At 73.2% G+C, this 19,205-nt stretch carries 15 protein-coding genes; 12 read left to right on the top strand and 3 right to left on the bottom strand.

All coding sequences use genetic code 11. The annotated features are described in order from the left end of the window. Positions 1–10 precede the first annotated feature (10 nt). Positions 11–349: a GcrA family cell cycle regulator gene (locus tag EU555_RS20900; protein WP_245524407.1), complete on the bottom strand. Its 339-nt coding sequence runs from the start codon at positions 347–349 to the stop codon at positions 11–13. Between the two features lie 250 nt (positions 350–599). Between EU555_RS20900 and EU555_RS20895 the strand changes: the two genes are divergently transcribed. After that, a complete protein-coding gene (locus EU555_RS20895; protein ID WP_135417160.1) occupies positions 600–2,246 on the top strand; it encodes an inorganic phosphate transporter in 1,647 nt (548 codons plus the stop codon). A gap of 247 nt (positions 2,247–2,493) precedes the next feature. Here the strand turns inward: EU555_RS20895 and EU555_RS20890 are convergent, their stop codons facing one another. Further along, positions 2,494–2,907 carry a group III truncated hemoglobin gene (locus EU555_RS20890; protein WP_135417159.1) on the bottom strand — a complete coding sequence of 138 codons (414 nt, stop codon included), beginning with the start codon at positions 2,905–2,907 and terminating at the stop codon, positions 2,494–2,496. Positions 2,908–3,113: 206 nt separating this feature from the next. On the opposite strand from EU555_RS20890, the gene EU555_RS20885 reads away from it, so the two are divergent. Together EU555_RS20885 and EU555_RS36290 are read left to right on the top strand one after the other, a co-directional pair. After that, positions 3,114–4,262: an oxidoreductase gene (locus tag EU555_RS20885; RefSeq protein ID WP_135417158.1), complete on the top strand. Its 1,149-nt coding sequence runs from the start codon at positions 3,114–3,116 to the stop codon at positions 4,260–4,262. 469 nt (positions 4,263–4,731) lie between these two features. Continuing rightward, on the top strand, positions 4,732–4,881 hold the full coding sequence (locus EU555_RS36290; RefSeq protein ID WP_167858623.1) for a hypothetical protein: 150 nt from the start codon (positions 4,732–4,734) through the stop codon (positions 4,879–4,881). A gap of 71 nt (positions 4,882–4,952) precedes the next feature. On the opposite strand, the gene atzD is transcribed toward EU555_RS36290, so the two are convergent. Further along, positions 4,953–6,056: a cyanuric acid amidohydrolase gene (gene atzD, locus EU555_RS20880; RefSeq protein WP_135417157.1), complete on the bottom strand. Its 1,104-nt coding sequence runs from the start codon at positions 6,054–6,056 to the stop codon at positions 4,953–4,955. 431 nt (positions 6,057–6,487) lie between these two features. On the opposite strand from atzD, the gene EU555_RS20875 reads away from it, so the two are divergent. The 9 genes from EU555_RS20875 (at position 6,488) to EU555_RS20835 (ending at position 19,203) form a co-directional block, all read left to right on the top strand. Then, positions 6,488–7,693 (top strand): glycosyltransferase family protein, encoded by a 1,206-nt coding sequence (locus tag EU555_RS20875; protein ID WP_135417156.1) that lies wholly within the window; start codon positions 6,488–6,490, stop codon positions 7,691–7,693. A gap of 19 nt (positions 7,694–7,712) precedes the next feature. Beyond that, the gene (locus EU555_RS20870; protein WP_135417155.1) at positions 7,713–8,957 is read left to right on the top strand and encodes a glycosyltransferase; all 1,245 of its coding nucleotides are present in this window, start codon (positions 7,713–7,715) and stop codon (positions 8,955–8,957) included. Continuing rightward, positions 8,954–10,051, top strand: a complete 1,098-nt coding sequence (locus EU555_RS20865) for a glycosyltransferase family 4 protein (RefSeq protein WP_135417154.1) — start codon at positions 8,954–8,956, stop codon at positions 10,049–10,051. The genes EU555_RS20870 and EU555_RS20865 overlap by 4 nt, the downstream gene beginning before the upstream one ends. After that, positions 10,048–12,171 (top strand): glycosyltransferase, encoded by a 2,124-nt coding sequence (locus tag EU555_RS20860; protein WP_135417153.1) that lies wholly within the window; start codon positions 10,048–10,050, stop codon positions 12,169–12,171. The genes EU555_RS20865 and EU555_RS20860 overlap by 4 nt, the downstream gene beginning before the upstream one ends. Continuing rightward, positions 12,168–14,045 carry an ABC transporter ATP-binding protein gene (locus EU555_RS20855; protein WP_135417152.1) on the top strand — a complete coding sequence of 626 codons (1,878 nt, stop codon included), beginning with the start codon at positions 12,168–12,170 and terminating at the stop codon, positions 14,043–14,045. The genes EU555_RS20860 and EU555_RS20855 overlap by 4 nt, the downstream gene beginning before the upstream one ends. 16 nt (positions 14,046–14,061) lie before the next feature. After that, entirely contained in the window at positions 14,062–14,943 is an 882-nt protein-coding gene (locus EU555_RS20850; protein WP_135417151.1) for a hypothetical protein, read from the top strand. A 242-nt stretch (positions 14,944–15,185) separates the two neighbouring features. Next, on the top strand, positions 15,186–17,018 hold the full coding sequence (locus tag EU555_RS20845; protein WP_425375137.1) for an ABC transporter substrate-binding protein: 1,833 nt from the start codon (positions 15,186–15,188) through the stop codon (positions 17,016–17,018). Continuing rightward, complete coding sequence (locus EU555_RS20840; protein WP_135417150.1) at positions 17,015–18,040, top strand: ABC transporter permease; 1,026 nt, start codon at positions 17,015–17,017, stop codon at positions 18,038–18,040. Before EU555_RS20845 ends, EU555_RS20840 begins: the two co-directional genes overlap by 4 nt. Next, positions 18,037–19,203: an ABC transporter permease gene (locus EU555_RS20835; protein WP_135417149.1), complete on the top strand. Its 1,167-nt coding sequence runs from the start codon at positions 18,037–18,039 to the stop codon at positions 19,201–19,203. The genes EU555_RS20840 and EU555_RS20835 overlap by 4 nt, the downstream gene beginning before the upstream one ends. The last annotated feature ends 2 nt before the right edge of the window (positions 19,204–19,205 follow it).

Here is a 19,205-nt window from a genome sequence, read left to right as displayed (position 1 = left end):
AGCCGGCAGTTCAGCGCAGGCGGCCCGGGCGGGTCGGCTCGAACACGATCCGGCGGTGGAAGGCGCACCAGCTCTTGCCGTCCTGGACCGGCGCGCCGCAGCAGACCGCGCGGTCGTTCGGCTCGCCGATGATGAACTTGCACACGAAGGCGCCCGACTGGGCGAACGGAACCCGAAGGTTCGGGGAGGGCTCCTCGACGGCGTCTGCGGTCACGATATGCGACATGCGCACGAGCTGGTTCATCGGGTACTGACTCGCTGGCCTTCCGTCACCCTCGACCAGAAGGGCACCGGGCCGGTTCGTTGCGGGCGGATCCTTCGCCGGGCTGACGCCGGATTCCTGGCCCATGAGAGCCGCGCTCCTGGTGACCCGTGCGCACACGCGTCGCAGGGGCAGCGGTGATGTTACGAATTTGGGGTTGCGTCGCGCAGAACGCAAGCCCCCTAAGCATTTACCGGCCGTTTTCGCCGCCCCGACTTTGTCCGCGGCGGCCCGGGCCGGCTCCGGCGGCGTCATTCCCGCGTCATCGACTTGCCATCCACACGCCCTATCCTTGATCGAACAGACGCCGCCGGCGCGTCCGCCGAGGAGCCTCCGCATGTCCGATGCCGCCCTCGTTGCCGGCCGCGCCGGCGCGGCGCATGGTCACGTCCATGGGCGTCCCCGCCTCGACCACGGCGTGCATCCGGCGGCCATCGCGGGGTTCCTGGCGGTGCTGGCCGCGGGCCTCGCCTATGCGGGCTACAACCTCGTCGCCGACATGCACCAGGCCGGGCAGCCGCCGCTCGCCATCGGGGCCTTCGCGCTGCTCGGGCTCGCGCTGCTGATCGCCCTCGCCTTCGAGTTCGTGAACGGCTTCCACGACACCGCCAACGCGGTGGCGACCGTGATCTACACCCACTCGATGCCGCCGCTCACCGCGGTGATCTGGTCGGGCACCTTCAACTTCCTCGGCGTCATGGCCTCGACCGGAGCGGTGGCCTACAGCGTCGTGACGCTGCTGCCCGTCGAGCTGATCCTGCAGGTGGGCTCGGGGGCCGGCTACGCGATGATCTTCGCGCTCCTGCTCGCCGCGATCGTGTGGAACCTCGGCACCTGGGCGCTCGGCCTGCCGAACTCCTCCTCGCACGCGCTCATCGGCTCGATCATCGGCGTCGGCCTCGCCAACCAGCTGATGGCGCCGGGCCACGCCGCCTCCGGCGTGGCCTGGGGGCAGGCCGCCAGCGTGCTCGAATCGCTGCTGTTCAGCCCGCTCGTCGGCTTCGTCTGCGCGGCCGGCCTGCTCCTCGTGCTCAAGCGCCTGGTGCGCCGGCCCGACCTCTACCGCGCCCCGGAGGGCGAGGCGCCGCCGCCGGCCTGGATCCGCGGCCTCCTGATCCTGACCTGCACCGGCGTGTCCTTCGCCCATGGCGGCAACGACGGCCAGAAGGGCATGGGGCTGATCATGCTGATCCTGATCGGCGCCGCCCCGACGGCCTACGCGCTCAACCGCACCATGCCGGATTCGAGCACCCCGGCCTTCGTGCAGGGCTCGCAAGGCGCGAGCCGGGTGTTTCGCGACCATGCCGGCTCCGCGACGGTGCCGGACGCCGCCGGGGCGCGGGCCAGGGTCGGCGAGGCCCTGAAGGCCGAGGCGCCGTCGAAGGCCCTCGACGCGCCGGAGGTCCACGCCGCGCTCGCCGGCCTCTCGGACGACATCGCCGCCCAGGTGCAGAATTACGGCGCCATCCGCCACGTGCCGGCGGAGGCGACGCAGAACCTGCGCAACGACATGTACCTCGCCAGCGACGCGGTCCGCCTGCTCACCGGCGAGACATCGCCGTTCAGCCAGGACGAGAAGAAGACGCTCAAGGACTACCAGCGCACCCTCGACGACGGCACCCGCTACATCCCGACCTGGGTCAAGGTCGTGGTCGCCCTGGCGCTCGGCCTCGGCACGATGGTGGGCTGGAAGCGGATCGTCGTCACGGTCGGCGAGCGCATCGGCAAGCAGCACCTGACCTACGCGCAAGGCGCCTCCGCCGAGGCGGTCGCCGCCGGCACGATCGGGCTGGCCGAGGCCTACGGCCTGCCGGTCTCGACCACCCACATCCTGTCGAGCGGCGTCGCCGGCACGATGTGGGCCAACGGCACCGGCCTGCAGAGGGCGACGGTGCGCAACCTGGCCCTGGCCTGGATCCTGACCCTCCCGGCCGCGATCACCCTGGCGGGCGGGCTGTACTGGCTGCTGCGGCACGTGTTCTGAGGGCGCGGCCGTCTGCCGGCTGGTCCGGCGGCCGGGCGGGCGGGTCTCGTGCAACGGCTGCTTGCCGTTGCGCGTCAGTCCCTTCAGAGCCGGGAGCTGGTGATCCTCACGGTACACGACAGTGCGGTTAGGAGGCAGCGTCAGTCCCTCCTGCCCGCCCTCCTGCCCGCGACCTCATCCTGAGGTTTGAGGGTCGGAGGTCCGTGACCGCCGATCGATCGGCCGGGTCGCGGACCGTGGTTGATCCTCACCGGCCAGGCGCATCGGCAGCCGGATCGGCCGCCCCCGCGTCCTCGGGCCGGAAGAACAGGCCGGCCTGGAGGCTGGCGCCGATCCGCTCGGCCCGCTCCTGCAGGGCGGCGGCCTCCTCCGGGGCGAAGTGCGAAGCGGCCGTGTCCCGGAACAGGGTAAGCCAGCGGGCGAAGTGCTCCGGCCGCAGCACGCCGAGCGCCTGGTGGCGGCCGAAGGGATTGCCCCGATAGCGGCCCGTCCTGAAGAGGACCGAGGACCAGAACGCCTCGATCACCGCCATGTGCCGCGGCCAGTCGGCGTCCGGGATCGCCGCTGCGAAGACCGGGCCGATGAGCGGGTCGCTGCGCACCCGGGCGTAGAAGGCCGCCAGGAAGGGGCCGAGGCTGCCGTCGTCCAGAATCCGAGCCATGTCCGTGAGATGCCGACCGGCCCGAACCTGCGCAAGGGACGCAGGCTGACCTGCCGCCGCCCCTGGTAGGCGGTTATGCCATGGGCCATCCATGTCATGGTCCATTCACGTCATGGGCCATCAAAGCAGGCCATCCCATCCGTCACGCGCGAGACCTGTCGAGGTGGCGCAGGTCTCGCGCCAAGTGTCCCTGTCCGGAGGTCTCGATGCCCGACCTGTTCAGCCCGTTCACCCTCAAGGACGTCACCTTGCGCAACCGCATCGTCATGTCGCCGATGACGATGTACCGCTCGCCGCCGGACGGCACGGTCAGCGACTTCCATCTGATGCTGATCGGTTCGCGGGCCGCGGGCGGATTCGGGCTGGTCTTCCCCGAGCAGATCGCCATCCAGCCCGACGGGCGCACGTCCACATCCTGCGCCGGGCTGTGGGACGACGCGCAGATCGAGGGGCTGGCGCGCATCAACCGGCTCGTCAAGGACATGGGCGCGGTGCCGGCGATCCAGCTCGGGCATACCGGCCGCAAGGGCAGCGAGAACCGCCCCTGGGACGTCCCGCGCCAGCAATTCGCGCCCGACCACCCGGAGGGCTGGCAGGTGCGCGGGCCCTCCGCCCTGGCTTACGGCGGACGCTTCCTGCATCCGGTGCAGGAGATGTCGGTGGAGGAGATCCACGAGGTCCATGCCGCCTACGCGGCCGCGGCGCGTCGCGCTGCCGAGGCGGGGTTCGAGTGGCTCGAGCTGCATTTCGCGCACGGCTATCTCGGCGCGAGCTTCTTCTCGCCGATCGCGAACAAGCGGACGGACGCCTATGGCGGGTCGCTCGAGAACCGCGTCCGCTTCCACCTCGAGGCGATCGACGCCGTGAAGGCGGTCTGGCCGGAGCGCCTGCCCCTGACGATGCGCCTGGGCTCCGACGACCTGCACCCGGCGGGCGTGCAGTTCGACGAATCCGTGGCCGCGATCGGCCTGATGAAGGCGCGCGGGCTCGACCTCGCCGATTTGTCCGTCGGGCTCAACACCGACGACATGCGCGCGCCGCCGTTCAAGGAGCTCGCCTTCATGGTCGAGCGCGGGGCGCGGGTGCGCCGCGCATGCGGCCTCCCCGTCGGGGTGAGCTGGAACCTCGGCGTTCCGGCCGAGGCCGACCGGGTGATCCGGGATGAGCTGGTCGACCTCGTCTTTCTGGGCCGGCCCGCGCTCGCCAACCCGCACTGGCCGGTCTGGGCCGCCCGCGAGCTCGGGCACCCGGACCCGTTCTCGCTCGTGCCGGAGGACTGGGCGTGGTGGCTGCGCAACTCCCGCGCCAGCCCGGAGGCCATCGGCTGGCCGCCGGTGCCCGCGCGGCCGGAATAGCCGGGCGCCGCGAACGCCTCCCGGCCGCGACGGCGGCCGCTCCCGCGCAGGAGCCTCAGGCCAGGTTCTGACCTCAGGCCCGGTCGGGCTCCTCGCCCGGGAGGCCGCCGGGCAGGTGGGCCGCGAGCGCCTTCAGCGAGCGGCGCGCGGAGCGGTGCAGGATGAACACGCCGCCCGGCTCCCTCCCGGAAGGGGCGGTGGGTGGGCGTATCGTCGACGAGCACGTCGCCCGGGTGGCAGTGGCGGCGCTTGTCGACGGCCATGCAGCCGACGCCCTCGAGCGACTCGCCGCGGTCCAGGACCGCTGCCGGTCGGAGTACCGCACCATGCTCGACGCGGTGCTGGCGCGCGGGCGCCCGACGGCGATCTGCACCGTCTACGACCCGCGCTACCCCGACCCGGTCCGGCGGCGCCTGGCCGCGACGGCGCTCGCGATCCTTAACGACGTCGTGACCCGGGAGGCAGCCGCGTGCGCGCCCTCCTCGACCTGCGGGTGGTGTGCGGCGCGGATGCCGACTTCGCCAACCCGATCGAGCCCTCGGTCCAGGGCGGGGAGAAGATCGCGGCCGCCGTCGCGGCGTTCCTGGGCGGGGAGGCCGGGGCGGGGCGTTCCTGGTAGACCCGAGGAGGACGTTGACACGATCGAGCGCCGGGCCGAGCCGCATTCCGTCGAGGCCGACGAGCCGCCCCTCAGCCCCCCACCCGCCCGATCACCGCCACCGGCCCGCCCCCGTCCGGTCCCTGGTGCTCGGCCCCGCCCGAGACGAAGAGATCCGTCCGGCCGATCGCCGCGGCCGCGACGCCGCCGACGAGGGCCCGGGCGTGGCGGGTGGCGTTGATGTCGCTGTCGTCGTTCATGATGTGGCGGCGCCCGCGGATCAGGCCGTCGGTCGAGGGCTCGGCCTTGGCGAGCAGGGCGACGACGCGCTCCGCCGCCTCGGGCGGGAGCTGGCCGGCGGCCGGCAGGCCGAGATCCTGGAGCGCGCCCTGGATCGCCGGGAGATCGATGCCGTCGCGCATGACCCGGTGGGCAATGCGTAAGGGGCCGCTCCAGCCAGGCGCGTTGCCGAGCACGATGACCTCGTTGCGCATCAGCTCGATCCCCGCCGAGGCGCTGGCGCGGCCCGAGAAGAGGTCGGTGCGGGTGCCGATCACCGAATCGTCGAGCGCGGCCTGCGGGATCTCGCCGAGCGCCAGCCCGATCCCGAGGGCCGAGGCGCCGCGGGACAGGCCCATCGACGCGTAGGTGTCGTGGGTGGCGACGCCCTCGCCCCGGGACGCCGCCTCCTGGATGCGGGCGCTGGTGAGGAGCGGGCACTTCACCTGCACGAAGTGCACGTCGGCCGCATCCGTCAGGCCCGCCGCCGCCATGGCGCGGGCGACCGCCGCGGCGGTCGCCCGCGCCTGCGCCATCCGGCCGATCTCCTCCGGCCGGAAATCCTCCGTGAAGGCGGTGCCGACCGCGAGAGCCCGGCCACCGGAATCCGGCCCCTCGCGGCGGGCGAGGATCAGCAGGTGGGGCGACAGCCCGCCCTCGGTGCCGCCGGACATCACCAGGGCGACCCGGGCGCCGACCGCGGCCGGGGATACCCTAAGCCGACGGCCGAGGGCGGCCTCGAGCGCCATCACGGCGAGCGGCCGGGTGAAGTCGTTGACGCAGCCGTTGCCCTCGGTCTTGCCGAACACCGCGACGATCTCCTCCGCCGCGACGGCGCCGGATTCGATCAGCGCGTCCAGGCCCGACACGTCGGCGGGGTGCCGGGTCGGCACGCGGAAGACCAGGCATTCGGGCATCGGACGTCCTTCTTGTCTCTCTCGCTCGATGCTCTCGCAGGCGGACCGGCCGGACGAAAGCCGGGCTGCATCGCGGCGCCAGCCCCTAGGCCGGCCCCTTGCAAGTGCGTCGCCAGAATCGCCATTCCCAAGGCCGTCGTCGCCAAACCGTGTTGCGGGAGCGATGCCGCGCTGCCACAAGCCTGGCCATAACCGCCCGAGGCCGGTTTCGCCCGGGTAGCCGGGCCGGGGGCGGATGCGCTATCCTGAAGGTCCCGCGCCCGGGAGGTCCACGACCCGATGCCGATACCGTTGAGCCGCCACCGGCCCGCCGTGTCCGCACGGAGCGCCCTCCCCCCGCAGGTCCCGACCTGCGCCAGGCCCCTCGTCTCCGCCGGGACGTCCGTGTCCGCCCGGACCCGCGTGTCCGCCCGGACCTCCGTGTCCGCAGGATGAGCTTCGTCGCTCCCGTGCCCGGCGGCTTTCCGCAGCGGGTGCTGATCTACTCGCACGACACGTTCGGGCTCGGCCACCTGCGCCGGGCGCGGGCGATCGCGCATGCCCTGGTGGCGGGGGCGCCGGAGCGGCGGGTGGTGATCCTCTCGGGCTCGCCGGTGAGCCACGCCTTCCGGTTCGCCCCCGGGGTGACCTGCCGGCGCCTGCCGGGCGTGACCAAGCTCGCGAGCGGCGAGTACCAGAGCCTCGGCCCCCGGCACCGCCTCGACGAGGTCGTGGCGACCCGCGCCGCCCTGATCCGCCACGTCGCCGAGCGCTTCGCCCCCGACCTCTTCCTCGTCGACAAGGAGCCGGCGGGCTTCCACGGCGAGGTGCTGCCGGCGCTCCACCGCCTCAAGGCCCGGGGCTGCCGGCTGGTGCTCGGCCTGCGCGACGTCCTCGACGACCCGGCGCTGCTGGCGCCGGAGTGGGAGCGCAAGGGCGCGCTCGCGGTGCTGCCGCTCTACGACGCGCTCTGGGTCTACGGCCTGGAGGAGATCTACGCGCCCCTCGACGGGCTGGCGCTGCCGGCCGGCATCGCGGGGCGGCTCACCTATACCGGGTACCTGCGCCGCGAGGCGCCGGACGCCCCGGACCCCGACGACGCCCCGGCGGCGCCGTTCCTCCTCGTCACCCCGGGCGGGGGCGGCGACGGGGTCGAGCTCGTCGAGGCGGTGGTGCGGGCCTACGAGACGGAACGCCTGGAGCATCCGGCGCTCGTCGTGTTCGGGCCGTTCTTCCCGGCCGCCGAGCAGGCGGCGCTCGATGCCCGCATCGCCGCCCATCCGCTGCTGGCCTCCCTCGGTTTCGACGCCCGGCTCGAGCGGCTGATGCGCCGGGCCGCCGGCGTGGTGGCGATGGGGGGCTACAACACCTTCTGCGAGATCCTGTCCTTCGACCGCCCGGCCCTGATCCTGCCGCGGGTGCGGCCCCGGCGCGAGCAGCTGATCCGGGCCCGCGCCGCGGCCCGGCTCGGCCTCGTCGACGTCCTGGAGCCCGGCGAGACCGGCGCGACCGAGATCACCGGCATGGCGGCGGCGCTCGCCGCCCTGCCCCACCGGCCGCCGCCCTCCTCGCGGCCGATCCCCGGCCTCCTCGACGGCCTGCCGGCGATCCGCCGCCTCGCCGCCGCCGCGGGCGCCGCCTGCGTGGCGGCCGAGTAGGCGAGCCCCCTCCCGCCGCATGCCCCCGCTCCGCATCGCCGTCCTCGTCAAGGGCTACCCGCGCCTGTCCGAGACCTTCATCGCCCAGGAGCTGCTCGGGCTCGAGGCGCGGGGCTTCGACCTGACGATCTGGTCCCTCCGGCAGCCGCATGACGGCGCCGTGCACCCGATGCACCGGCAGATCCGCGCGCCCGTCGCCTACCTGCCCGAATACCTCTACCGGGCGCCGCTGCGGGTGCTGCGCGGCGCCCTCGCGGCGCTGGGCCGGCCGGGCCTGTGGGCGCTCCTGCGCCTCGTCCGCCGCGACCTCGCCCGCGATTGCACGCCCAACCGCGTCCGGCGCCTCGGCCAGGCCCTGGTCCTCGCCCGCGAGCTGCCGGCGGAGATCGGCCACATCCACGTCCACTACCTGCACACCCCGGCCTCGGTGGCGCGCTACGCCGCGCTCCTGACCGGGCGGAGCTGGAGCGCCTCGGCCCACGCCAAGGACATCTGGACCACGCCGGACTGGGAGCTCGCCGAGAAGCTCGACGATCCGCGTCTGTCCTTCGCGGTGACCTGCACGGCCGCCGGCGCGGCCCGGCTGCGGGAGGTCGCGACGGATCCGGACCGGGTCTCCCTCGTCTATCACGGCCTCGACCTGTCGCGGTTCCCGGAGGCCCCGGCGGCGCGCCCGCCCCGGGACGGGGCGGATCCGGCCGATCCCTTGCGGCTCGTCACGGTCGGCCGGGCGGTGGCGAAGAAGGGCTTCGACGACCTCCTCGACGCGCTGGCCGCCCTGCCGCCGGACCTGCACTGGCGCCTCGCCCATGTCGGCGGCGGCGAGGCCCTGGCCTCCCTGCGGGCGAAGGCCGCCTCCCTCGGCCTGTCACAGAAGGTGATCTTTCTCGGCGCGAAGCCCCAGCCCGAGGTGGTGGCGCTCCTGCGCGAGGCCGACCTGTTCGTGCTGCCGTCGAAGCGCGCGCCCTCCGGCGACCGCGACGGGCTGCCCAACGTGATCATGGAGGCCGCCTCCCAGGGGCTCGCCGTCGTCGCCACCGACTTCGCCGGGATTCCCGAGTTCCTGCGCGACGGCGTCGAGGGGCGGCTGGTGCCGCCGGGCGACTGGGGGGCGCTCTCGAACGCCATCAACCTGCTCGCCCGCGATCCGGCCGAGCGCGCCCGCCTCGCCGGCGCGGCGCTCGCCCGCCTGCGGGCCGAGTTCGGCGCGGAAGCCGGGTTCGACACGGTCGCCCGCCTCCTCGGGCGGGCCGCCGGGCGATGAGGCGCGTCGCCTTCTACGCTCCCCTCAAGGCCCCCGACCACCCGGTGCCGTCGGGCGAGCGCACGGTGGCGCGGCTGCTGCTGCGGGCGCTCGCCGCCGCCGGCTTCGCGCCCGAGGTCGCCAGCTCCTTGCGCAGCCGCGACCCCGACGGGTCGCGGCATGCGGCCCTGCGGGCGCAAGGAGAGGCCGAGGCCGCGCGCCTGATCGCGCAGCTCCGCGCCGCGCCGCCCGACCTCTGGTTCACCTACCACCTCTACTACAAGGCGCCGGACTGGATCGGCCCGGCGGTCTCCTCTGCCCTCGGCCTGCCCTACGTGGTCGCGGAGGGCTCGCGGGCGGGCAAGCGCGCGGACGGCCCCCACGCGCTGGGCCATGCCGGCGCCGAGGCGGCCCTCGATGCCGCCAGCCTGGTCCTGGTGATGAACCGCCGCGACCGGCCGGCCCTGGAGGCGGCGCGACCGCGGGGGCAGGTGCTCGCCGACCTGCCGCCCTTCCTCGACCTGGCCGAGTGGCCCTCGCAACCGCCCGGGCGCCCGGCCGGATCCTTGCGCCTCCTCACCGTCGCGATGATGCGCGCGGGCGACAAGCTCGCCTCCTACCGCCTGCTGGCCGAGGCCCTGGCGCTCCTCGGCGACCGGCCCTGGAGCCTCGACATCGCCGGCGACGGGCCGGCCGCGGACGCGGTGGCGGCCCTGCTCGCGCCGTTCGGCCCCCGCGTGCGCCGGCACGGCGCCCTGCCGCCCGCCGGTCTCTCGGCGCTCTACGCCGCCGCCGACCTCCTGGTCTGGCCCGCCGTCAACGAGGCCTGGGGCATGGCGCTCCTCGAGGCGCAGGCCCATGGCTGCCCGGTGGTCGCCGGCGGCTATGGCGGCGTGCCGGAGGTGGTGCGGGACGGCGTCACCGGCCGGGTGACGGAGCCGGGCGACGCCGCGGCGCTCGCGCGCGCGATCCGCGACCTCGCCGCGGCGCCCGCGCAGCGCGCGGCGATGCGGGACGCCGCCCTCGCCTTCGCCCGCGGCGAGCGCGGCCTCGAGGCGGCGGCCGCGGCCCTGCGCGCGGCGCTCACGCCCCTCGTCCGGGAGCCTCGCGCATGAGCCGGATCCTGATCGCCGTCACCCATCTCCTCGGGGCGGGGCACCTGACCCGGGCGGCGGCGCTCGCCCGCGCCTTCGCGGGCGCCGGCCACGCCGTCACCCTGGTCTCGGGCGGCCTGCCGGCCGGCCTGCCGGCGGCGCTCGCCCGCCTCGACGGCATCCGCCTGGTGCAGCTGCCGCCCGTGCGCATCACCGGCACCGCCTTCACGGCGCTCCTCGACCCGGACGGCGCGCCGGTGACGCCCGAGCGCCTGGCCGCCCGCCGCGACGCGCTGCTCGCCGCCTTCGCGGAGGCCGCGCCCGAGGCGGTGATCACCGAACTCTACCCGTTCGGCCGCCGGGTGCTGGCGCCGGAATTCGAGGCCCTGGTCGCAGCCGTGCAGGCGGCCCGCCCCCGCCCCCTGCTCCTCGCCTCGATCCGCGACATCCTGGCGACCCCGAGCCGCCCCGAGCGGATCGCCGCGACGCAGGCGCGGCTCGCGGCGTACGACGCCGTGCTGGTCCACGGCGATCCCGCCTTCCTGCCGCTCGAAGCCTCGTGGCCGGTCGAGGCCGAGGTCGCGCGCCGCCTGCGCTACACCGGCTACGTCGACGAGGCCGAGGCGGGGCTGAGGCCGAGCGGTCCCAGGGCCGGCCTCGTGGTCTCGGGCGGCTCCAGCGCCGCCGGGCTGCCGCTGCAGGAGGCGGCGGTCGCGGCCGCGGCCCTGACGCCCGGCCTGTCCTGGCGCATCCTCGTCGGCCGCGCCGTGCCGGAGCCGGCCTTCGCCGCCCTGCAGGCGGCCGCGCCGGCGAATGCCGTCGTCGAGCGGGCCCGGCCGGATTTCCGCGCACTCCTGGGGGAGGCCGCCCTGTCGGTGAGCCAGGCCGGCTACAACACGGTGCTGGACCTCCTGCAGAGCGGCTGCCCGGCCCTGCTGGTGCCGTTCGAGGCCGGCCACGAGACCGAGCAGCGCCTGCGCGCCGAGACCCTGGCGGCGCACGGGCTCGCGCGGGTGCTGCCCGAGAGCGCCCTGACGGCAGAGAGCCTGGCTGCTGCCGTGCTTTCCGCTCCCCCTCCCGCCACCGGACATGCCATCGCCCGCGACGGGGCGCGGCGGAGCGTGGCGATCGTGGAGGAGATGCTGGAGGGGGCTGAGACGGGTCTCCAACGTTCCAAGCCGACGCACTCCCCCTCCCCCTTGTGGGGAGGGGCTAGGGGTGGGGGTGGTGCCGCGTGTGGCTCAGCGGTGCCTCCTGCACCACCCCCACCCCTGACCCCTCCCCACAAGGGGGAGGGGAAAGTGCTATACCTCCACGCGTCCCCCGACTTCACCCTCCTCACCGAGGCCCTCGCCCGCGCCGCGGACGCGGGCCGCACCGTTGATCTCTGGTGGCGCGACGACGACGCGACGGCCCACACCCCCGCCCTCGACCGCCTGCTCGCGCTGGCGGCCCGGACCGGCTGGCCGGTGGCCCTGGCGGCGGTGCCGGGGCGGGCCGAGCCGTCGCTGGCGGCGCGCCTCACGGACGAGGCGGGGATCGACCTCCTGGTCCACGGCCTGACCCACGCCAACCGCGCGCCCGCCAACGCCAGAAAGGCGGAGTTCGGCCCGCATCGGCCGCTGGCGGCGCTGCGATCCGACGCCGCGGAGGCGCTGCGCCTCGCCCAGGCCCGTCTCGGCCCCCGCCTGCTGCCGGTCCTGGTGCCGCCCTGGAACCGCATCGCCCCGGAGCTGCCCGAGGCCCTGCCGGCGCTCGGTTACCGCGGCCTGTCCGCCGCCGCGCCCCATCCGGCCGTCGCGGGCCTTGCCCAGGCGCACGCGGCCGTCGATCCGGTCGCCTGGCGCGCCGGCGGCGGGCTCGCCGATCCGGAGATCGTCATCGCCCGCGCCGCCCGGGCCGTGCAGGAAGGCGGGCCGGTCGGGCTCCTCACCCATCACCTGGTGCAGGACGACGCCACCTGGGATTTCTGCGAGCGGCTCCTCGATCGGCTCGCGGCCGACGCTGCGACACATCGGGCCGGGAGAATATCGCGCGCCGCCGCTTTGTTTGCGCCCGCGGCGTCGCCCGTGTCACAAACGGACCCTATCTTCCGGGAAGATCCGGGAACGCCCCGAGAGGACAGCACGGCATCAGGATGACGTCACCGCTCCTGTCGATCCGCGACCTCACGGTCGACTTCTCGACCGATACCGGCTCGTTCCGGGCGGTCGACGGCCTGTCCCTCGACGTGCCGGCGGGCCGCACCGTGGCCCTCGTGGGCGAATCGGGCTCGGGCAAGTCGGTGACCGCGCAGGCGATCCTGCAGATCCTGCCCAAGGTCGCCCGGATCACCGGCGGAGCGATCCGGCTCCAGGATCCTGCCGGCCCCCCCGGCGGCACCGACATCGCGGCGCTCAAGGCTGACTCCTCCCGCATGCAGGCGTTGCGGGGCGGGCGCATCGCGATGATCTTCCAGGAGCCGATGACCTCGCTGTCGCCGCTCCACACCGTCGGCGATCAGGTCACCGAGGCCCTGCGCCTGCATGCCGACGTCTCGGCCGACGCCGCGAAGGCCCGGGCGATCGAGGTGTTCGACCGCGTCGGCTTCCCCGATCCCAGGCGGGCGCTCGTCACCTATCCGTTCGAGCTGTCGGGGGGGCTTCGCCAGCGCGCGATGATCGCGATGGCGCTGATCACGAAGCCCGCCCTCCTCATCGCCGACGAGCCGACCACGGCGCTGGACGTCACCACCCAGGCGCAGATCCTGGAGCTGATGCGCGAATTGCAGGCCGAGACCGGCATGGCGATGCTGCTCATCACCCACGATCTCGGCGTCGTCGCCAACATGGCCGACGACGTGGTGGTGCTCTATCGCGGCCGGGTGATGGAGGCGGGCTCGCGGGAAGAGATCTTCCGCCGCCCCGGCCACCCCTACCTCAAGGCCTTGATGCGGGCGGTGCCGCGCTTCCACATGGCGCCCGGCGAGCGCCTGACCCCGATCCGCGAGGTGAAGAGCGCGGTGCTCGCCCGCAAGGCCGGCGAGCCGCACCGGCCCGATCCGGCCGGGCCGCTCTTGGCCATCGAGGGGGTGCGCAAGTCCTTCACCCTGCGCTCGGGGTGGTTCAAGGGCAAGGTCCGCACCATCAACGCCGTCAACGGCGTGTCGCTCAAGCTGCATCCGGGCCGGACGCTCGGCCTCGTCGGCGAATCGGGTTGCGGGAAGACGACGCTCTCGAAGGTGGTGATGCGGGCCCTGCGGCCGGATTCCGGCACCGTGACCTTCGACGACGGATCGGGACGCGGGCCGCGCGACGTCTTCGCCCTCAAGGACCGGGAGCTGAAGGATTTCCGCCGCGCGGTCCAGTTCGTGTTCCAGGACCCGTTCTCGTCGCTCAACCCGCGCATGACGGTCTACGAACTCCTGACCGAGCCCCTGCGCATCCACGGCGTCGGCACCTCCGACGAGCGCTACGAGCGGGCCAAGGAGCTGCTCGACATGGTCGGGCTCGACAAGGGGTCGCTGCGCCGCTACCCGCACGCCTTCTCGGGCGGCCAGCGCCAGCGCCTCGGCATCGCCCGGGCGCTGGCCTTGAAGCCCCGGGTGCTGCTCTGCGACGAGCCGGTCTCGGCCCTCGACGTCTCGGTCCAGGCCCAGGTGCTCAACCTGCTGAAAGACCTGCAGGCGAGCCTCGGCGTCTCCTACCTGTTCGTGTCGCACAACCTCGCGGTGGTCGACTACATCGCCGACACGATCGCGGTGATGTGCCGGGGCTACATCGTCGAGGAGGCCCCGAAGGCGGCGCTCTTCCGGAATCCCGCCCATCCCTACACGCGGGCGCTGCTGGCCGCTGTGCCGGAGCCCGACCTCGACCACCCCCTCGACCTCAAGCTCCTGATGAGCGACCGCTTCTCCGACCCGGCGAGCTGGCCCGAGCCCTACCGCCTCGCCGGCGGCGAGGCCGGCGCCATGACCGAGATCGAGCCCGGGCATTTCGTCCGGGTCGCCGGGCCGATGCTCCGGCAGGCCGCCTGAACCCTCAGAGACTTCGATGCCCCACGGCGCCGCCCTCCGCCCCCACCCCTTCGTCGAGCGGCTGCGCCGCCGCTTCCTCGGCCGCCTGTTCGACCGCCTCGGCTACGACCTCGTCCCGGCGGTGTCGGACTGGACCCACCGCCCGCTCTCGGGCCCGGAGACCGACGCCCTGATTGCGGCGGCGGCGGAGCGGCTCGACCACGACCTCGCGCGGGCCGGGCTCGCCCTGCCGGGCGGCGCCGGCCCGGCGGTCGCGACCTTCTGGGACCTGATCGCGTCGGCGCCCGTGGCGCAGAAGCGGGGCGGCAACGGCTTCAACGGCGCGCTCCAGCTCTATGGGCTGATGCGGGCGCTCAACCCCGAGGTGATCGTCGAGTCGGGGGTGTTTCGCGGGCTGACGACCTGGGTGATGCGCCAGGCCTGCCCTCAGGCCGAGATCTTCTGCTTCGATCCCGACCTCTCGGGCCTGCGCTACCGCGACCCGCGCGCGCATTACCACGCCGGCGACTGGTCGGCGGCGCGCCTGCCGCGCCTCGACCCGGACCGGGCGGTCGGCTTCTTCGACGACCATATCAGCCAGGCCCGCCGGGTGCTGGAAGCCCGCGAGCGCGGCCTGACCCGGCTGATCTTCGACGACGACGCCGCGGCGCACCGGCTCCACGCCCACGGGGGACCCGCCTTTCCGACCATCGCGATGCTGACCGCGCCCCGCTCCGGCGAGCCGGTGCGCTGGCGCCGCAACGGCCGCGAGTTCGTCTACCGGCCCGACGACCCGGAAGCCGATGCTGCCCGCGCGGCCATCGCGGCCACCCACGCCTTCGACGACCTGCACGCCGCGACCGGCTACTCGCCCACCCGCCTGACCTGGGTGCGCCTGCACGGGAGGGACGGGACATGACCTGGCTCGGACGCCGTTTCACATCCGCCGCCCCTGAACCCTCCCCCCTCTGCGGGGGAGGGAGCCCCATGGAGTGGGGCGGGAGAGGGGACGCCGCTTCCGGAGTGGTCGTGCGCATGATGAAGGGCGCCACAACCGGCACCGTCGCGCTGCCCCTCTCCCGCCCCGCGCACGAGTGCTTCGCACTCGCAGCGGGGCACCCTCCCCCGCAGAGGAGGGAGGGTTGGGCGGGCGCCTTGCTCGTGCTGCTGCTCTCTCTTGCCCCGGCGCTGGCCGCCGAGCCCTCCGACCGCCTGCCCAAGCAGCCCCTGGTCGTCGATCCCGCCGCGCAGGGGCGCCAGATCGGCAAGCCCGGCGGCGAGATCGCCACCCTGGTCGCCCGCGCCCGCGACATCCGCTACATCTCGACCTACAGCTACACCCGCCTCGTCGGCTACGACGCGAAGCTGACGCTGCAGCCCGACATCCTGCAAACATTCGAGAACGACGGCGACAAGGTCTTCACCTTCACCTTGCGCGACGGGCACCGCTGGTCCGACGGGCAGCCCTTCACCGCGGAGGACATCCGCTACTGGTGGGAGGACGTCGCCCTCAGCAAGGACCTGAGCCCCTCCGGCCCGCCGGAATTCATGCTGGTCGACGGCCAGCCGCCGCGCTTCGAGGTGATCGACCCGCTCCACGTCCGCTTCACCTGGGACAAGCCGAATCCCCGCTTCCTGCCGGAGCTCGCCTCCCCGCGCGATCCCTTCGCCTACCGGCCGGCGCATTACCTGAAGAAATTCCACGCCAAGTACACCCCGAAGGCCGAGCTCGAGCCGCTGGTCAAGCAGCAGAAGGTCAAGGGCTGGGCGGCTTTGCACAACCGGCTCGACGCGATGTTCGAGCAGACCAACCCCGACCTGCCGACGCTCCAGCCCTGGCGCGTCACCAACACCGCGCCGGCGGCCCGCTTCGTCTTCGTGCGCAACCCCTATTACCACCGCGTCGACACCAACGGGCAGCAACTGCCCTATCTGGACAAGGTCAACATGGACGTGGCGGCAAGCGGGCTCCTCGCCGCCAAGGCCAATGCGGGCGAAGCCGACCTGCTCTTCCGCGGCCTCAACATGGAGGACATCCCGATCCTGCGGGAGGGCGAGCGCGCCAAGGGCTACCGCACCCATCTCTGGCCCACCGCCCGCGGCTCGGAACTGGCGCTCTACCCGAACCTCACGGTGACCGACCCGGTCTGGCGCAGGCTCAACCGCGACCTGCGCTACCGCCGCGCCCTGTCGCTCGCCATCGACCGGCGCACCCTCAACAACGCCCTGCTGTTCGGGCTCGGCACCGAGGGCAACGACACCGTGGTCGAGGCAAGCCCCCTCTACCGGCCCGAATACCGCACCCTCCATGCCGGCTACGACCCGGCCGAGGCGTCCCGCCTCCTCGACGAGGTCGGGCTGACGCAGCGCAACGGCGCCGGCATCCGCCTGCTGCCGGACGGGCGCGAGCTCGAGATCGTGGTCGAGACCGACGGCGAGAGCAGCATGCTCACCGACGGGCTGACGCTCGTCTCGGAATTCTGGCGCGAGGTCGGGGTCAAGCTCTTCGTCAAGCCGCAGGACCGCACGGTCCTGAGGAACCGCGCCTATTCGGGCGCCGCCGTGATGGTGGCGGCCCAAGGCCTCGACCTCGCGATGCCGACCGCCGAGATGTCGCCCGACGAGATCGCCCCGGTCCACCAGGACACCTACGCCTGGCCGAAATGGGGCCAGTACGTCGAGACCAAGGGCAAGGAGGGCGAGGCCTGCGACGTGCCCGAGGCGAAGGCGCTGATCGACCTCAACGCCCGCTGGATGGCGACCGGCGACAATGCCGAGCAGGCGCGGATCTGGGCCGAGATGCTGAAGAACCGGGCGGAGAACCAGTGGGTGATCGGCACCGTCTCGGGCGCGCTGCAGCCGGTCGTCGCCAAGACCCGGCTGCGCAACGTGCCCGACAAGGCGACCTACAGCTGGAAGCCGACGGCCTTGATCGGGATCTACCGCATGGACGAGTTCTACTGGGGGCCGAACCCGAAGGAGGCCGCGCGGTGATCCGCTACCTCGCCCGCCGCGTCGTGACGATGGCGGTCACGCTCCTGATCATCTCGGCCCTGGTCTTCGTCATCATCAAGCTGCCGCCGGGGGACTTCCTCACCAACCAGATCGCCGAGCTGCGCTCGCAGGGCGAGGCGGCCTCCGTCGCCAAGGCGCAGTTCCTGATGCAGCAATACGGCCTCGACCGCCCGGTCTGGGAGCAGTACCTGCGGTGGATCGGGCTATGGCCCAATCCCGAGGGCGCCTTCAACGGCCTGATCCAGGGCAACTGGGGCTGGTCGTTCGAGTACGACCGCCCGGTGCGCGAGGTGGTCGGCGACGCGCTCTGGCTCACCCTCGTCGTCAACCTGGCGGTGGTGATCTTCGTCCACCTGGTGTCGATCCCGATCGCGATCTACTCGGCGACGCGGCAATACTCGATCGGCGACTACGTCGCGACCTTCATCGGCTATATCGGGCTCGCGACCCCGTCCTTCCTGCTGGCGCTGGTGATGCTGTTCTACGCCAACCGCTGGTTCGAGGTCTCGATCGGCGGGCTCTACGACAGCGCCTATTCGGGCCAGCCCTGGAGCTGGGAGAAGATCCGCTCGCTTCTCGCCCACCTCGTCGTCCCGACGCTGGTGATCGGGTTAGGGGGCACCGCCGCGATGATCCGGCGGATGCGCGCCAACCTCCTCGACGAGCTGGGCAAGCAATACGTCGTCACCGCCCGCGCCAAGGGCCTGCCGCCGACCCGGGCGCTCCTGAAATATCCGTTCCGGATGTCGCTCAACCCGTTCATCGCCGATATCGGCAACCTCCTGCCCCACCTCGTCTCGGGCTCGGTGCTGGTGTCGCTGGTGCTGAGCCTGCCCACCGTCGGGCCGATCCTGCTCGCCGCCCTGAAAAGCCAGGACCAGTTCCTGGCGGGCTTCATCCTGATGTTCGTGGCGATGCTCACGGTGATCGGCATGCTGATCTCCGATCTCCTGCTCGCCTGGCTCGATCCGCGCATCCGCCTCGGGGGAGACGGTCGATGAGTCTGGAGCTGCGGGACCGGCCGCACCACTTCGTCGACGCCACCCCCTTCGATCCCGGCCGCACCGAGCCGGTGGGGGCGGAGAGCGACGCCGTCGACCGCGCCTCGTCCTGGCGCCTGACCTGGTGGAAATTCCGCAAGCACCGGGTGGCGGTGGCGGCGGGGCTGATCCTGATCGCCTTCTACGCCCTGATCCCGTTCGTCGAGGTGATCGCGCCCTACAACCCGGCCAAGCGCCACGGCGACTACCTCTACGCGCCGCCCCAGTCGGTGCACCTGTTCCACGAGGGCCGCCTCATCGGGCCCTACACCCATCCCTACCACTTCACCTTCAACATCGAGACCTTCCACCGCGACTACACGGTGGACCGCAGCAAGGTGCAGCGCCTGCGCTTCTTCTGCCGCGGCGAAGCCTACGCCTTCTGGGGCATGATCGACACCGACTGGCACCTCGTCTGCCCGCCGGAGGACGGCACGATGTTCCTCATGGGCACCGACCGGCTCGGGCGCGACCTCTTCTCGCGCATCGTCTCGGGGGCGCGGATCTCGCTCACCGTCGGCCTCGTCGGCATCGCGGTGTCCTTCGCCCTCGGACTGTTCTTCGGCGGGCTCGCCGGCTATCTCGGCGGCTGGGTCGACAACGTGATCCAGCGCCTGATCGAGATCCTGCGCTCCCTGCCCGAGCTGCCGCTCTGGCTCGCCCTGTCGGCGGCCCTGCCGCCGAACTGGAGCCCGATCCTGGTCTTCTTCGGCATCACGCTGATCCTCGGGCTCCTCGACTGGCCGGGCCTCGCCCGCGCGGTGCGCTCGAAGCTGCTCGCCTTGCGCGAGGAGGATTACGTCCGCGCCGCCGAGCTGATGGGCGCCTCCAAGACCCGGATCATCGCCCGGCACCTGATCCCGAACTTCATGAGCCACCTGATCGCCTCGGCGACGCTGTCGATCCCCTCGATGATCCTCGGCGAGACGGCCCTGTCGTTCCTCGGCCTGGGCCTGCGCCCGCCGGTGACGAGCTGGGGCGTGCTGCTGAACGAGGCGCAGAACCTCGCGGCGGTGCAGCTCCATCCCTGGCTGCTCGCGCCGATCCTGCCCGTGGTGATCGTGGTTCTGGCCTTCAACTTCCTCGGCGACGGCCTGCGCGACGCGGCCGACCCGTACCACTAGCC

Origin of the sequence: Methylobacterium nonmethylotrophicum, assembly GCF_004745635.1 — a bacterium.
Lineage (GTDB): Bacteria > Pseudomonadota > Alphaproteobacteria > Rhizobiales > Beijerinckiaceae > Methylobacterium > Methylobacterium nonmethylotrophicum.
The sequence above is the reverse complement of the archived record's forward strand: the minus strand, read 5'-3'. Positions and strand labels throughout refer to the sequence as shown.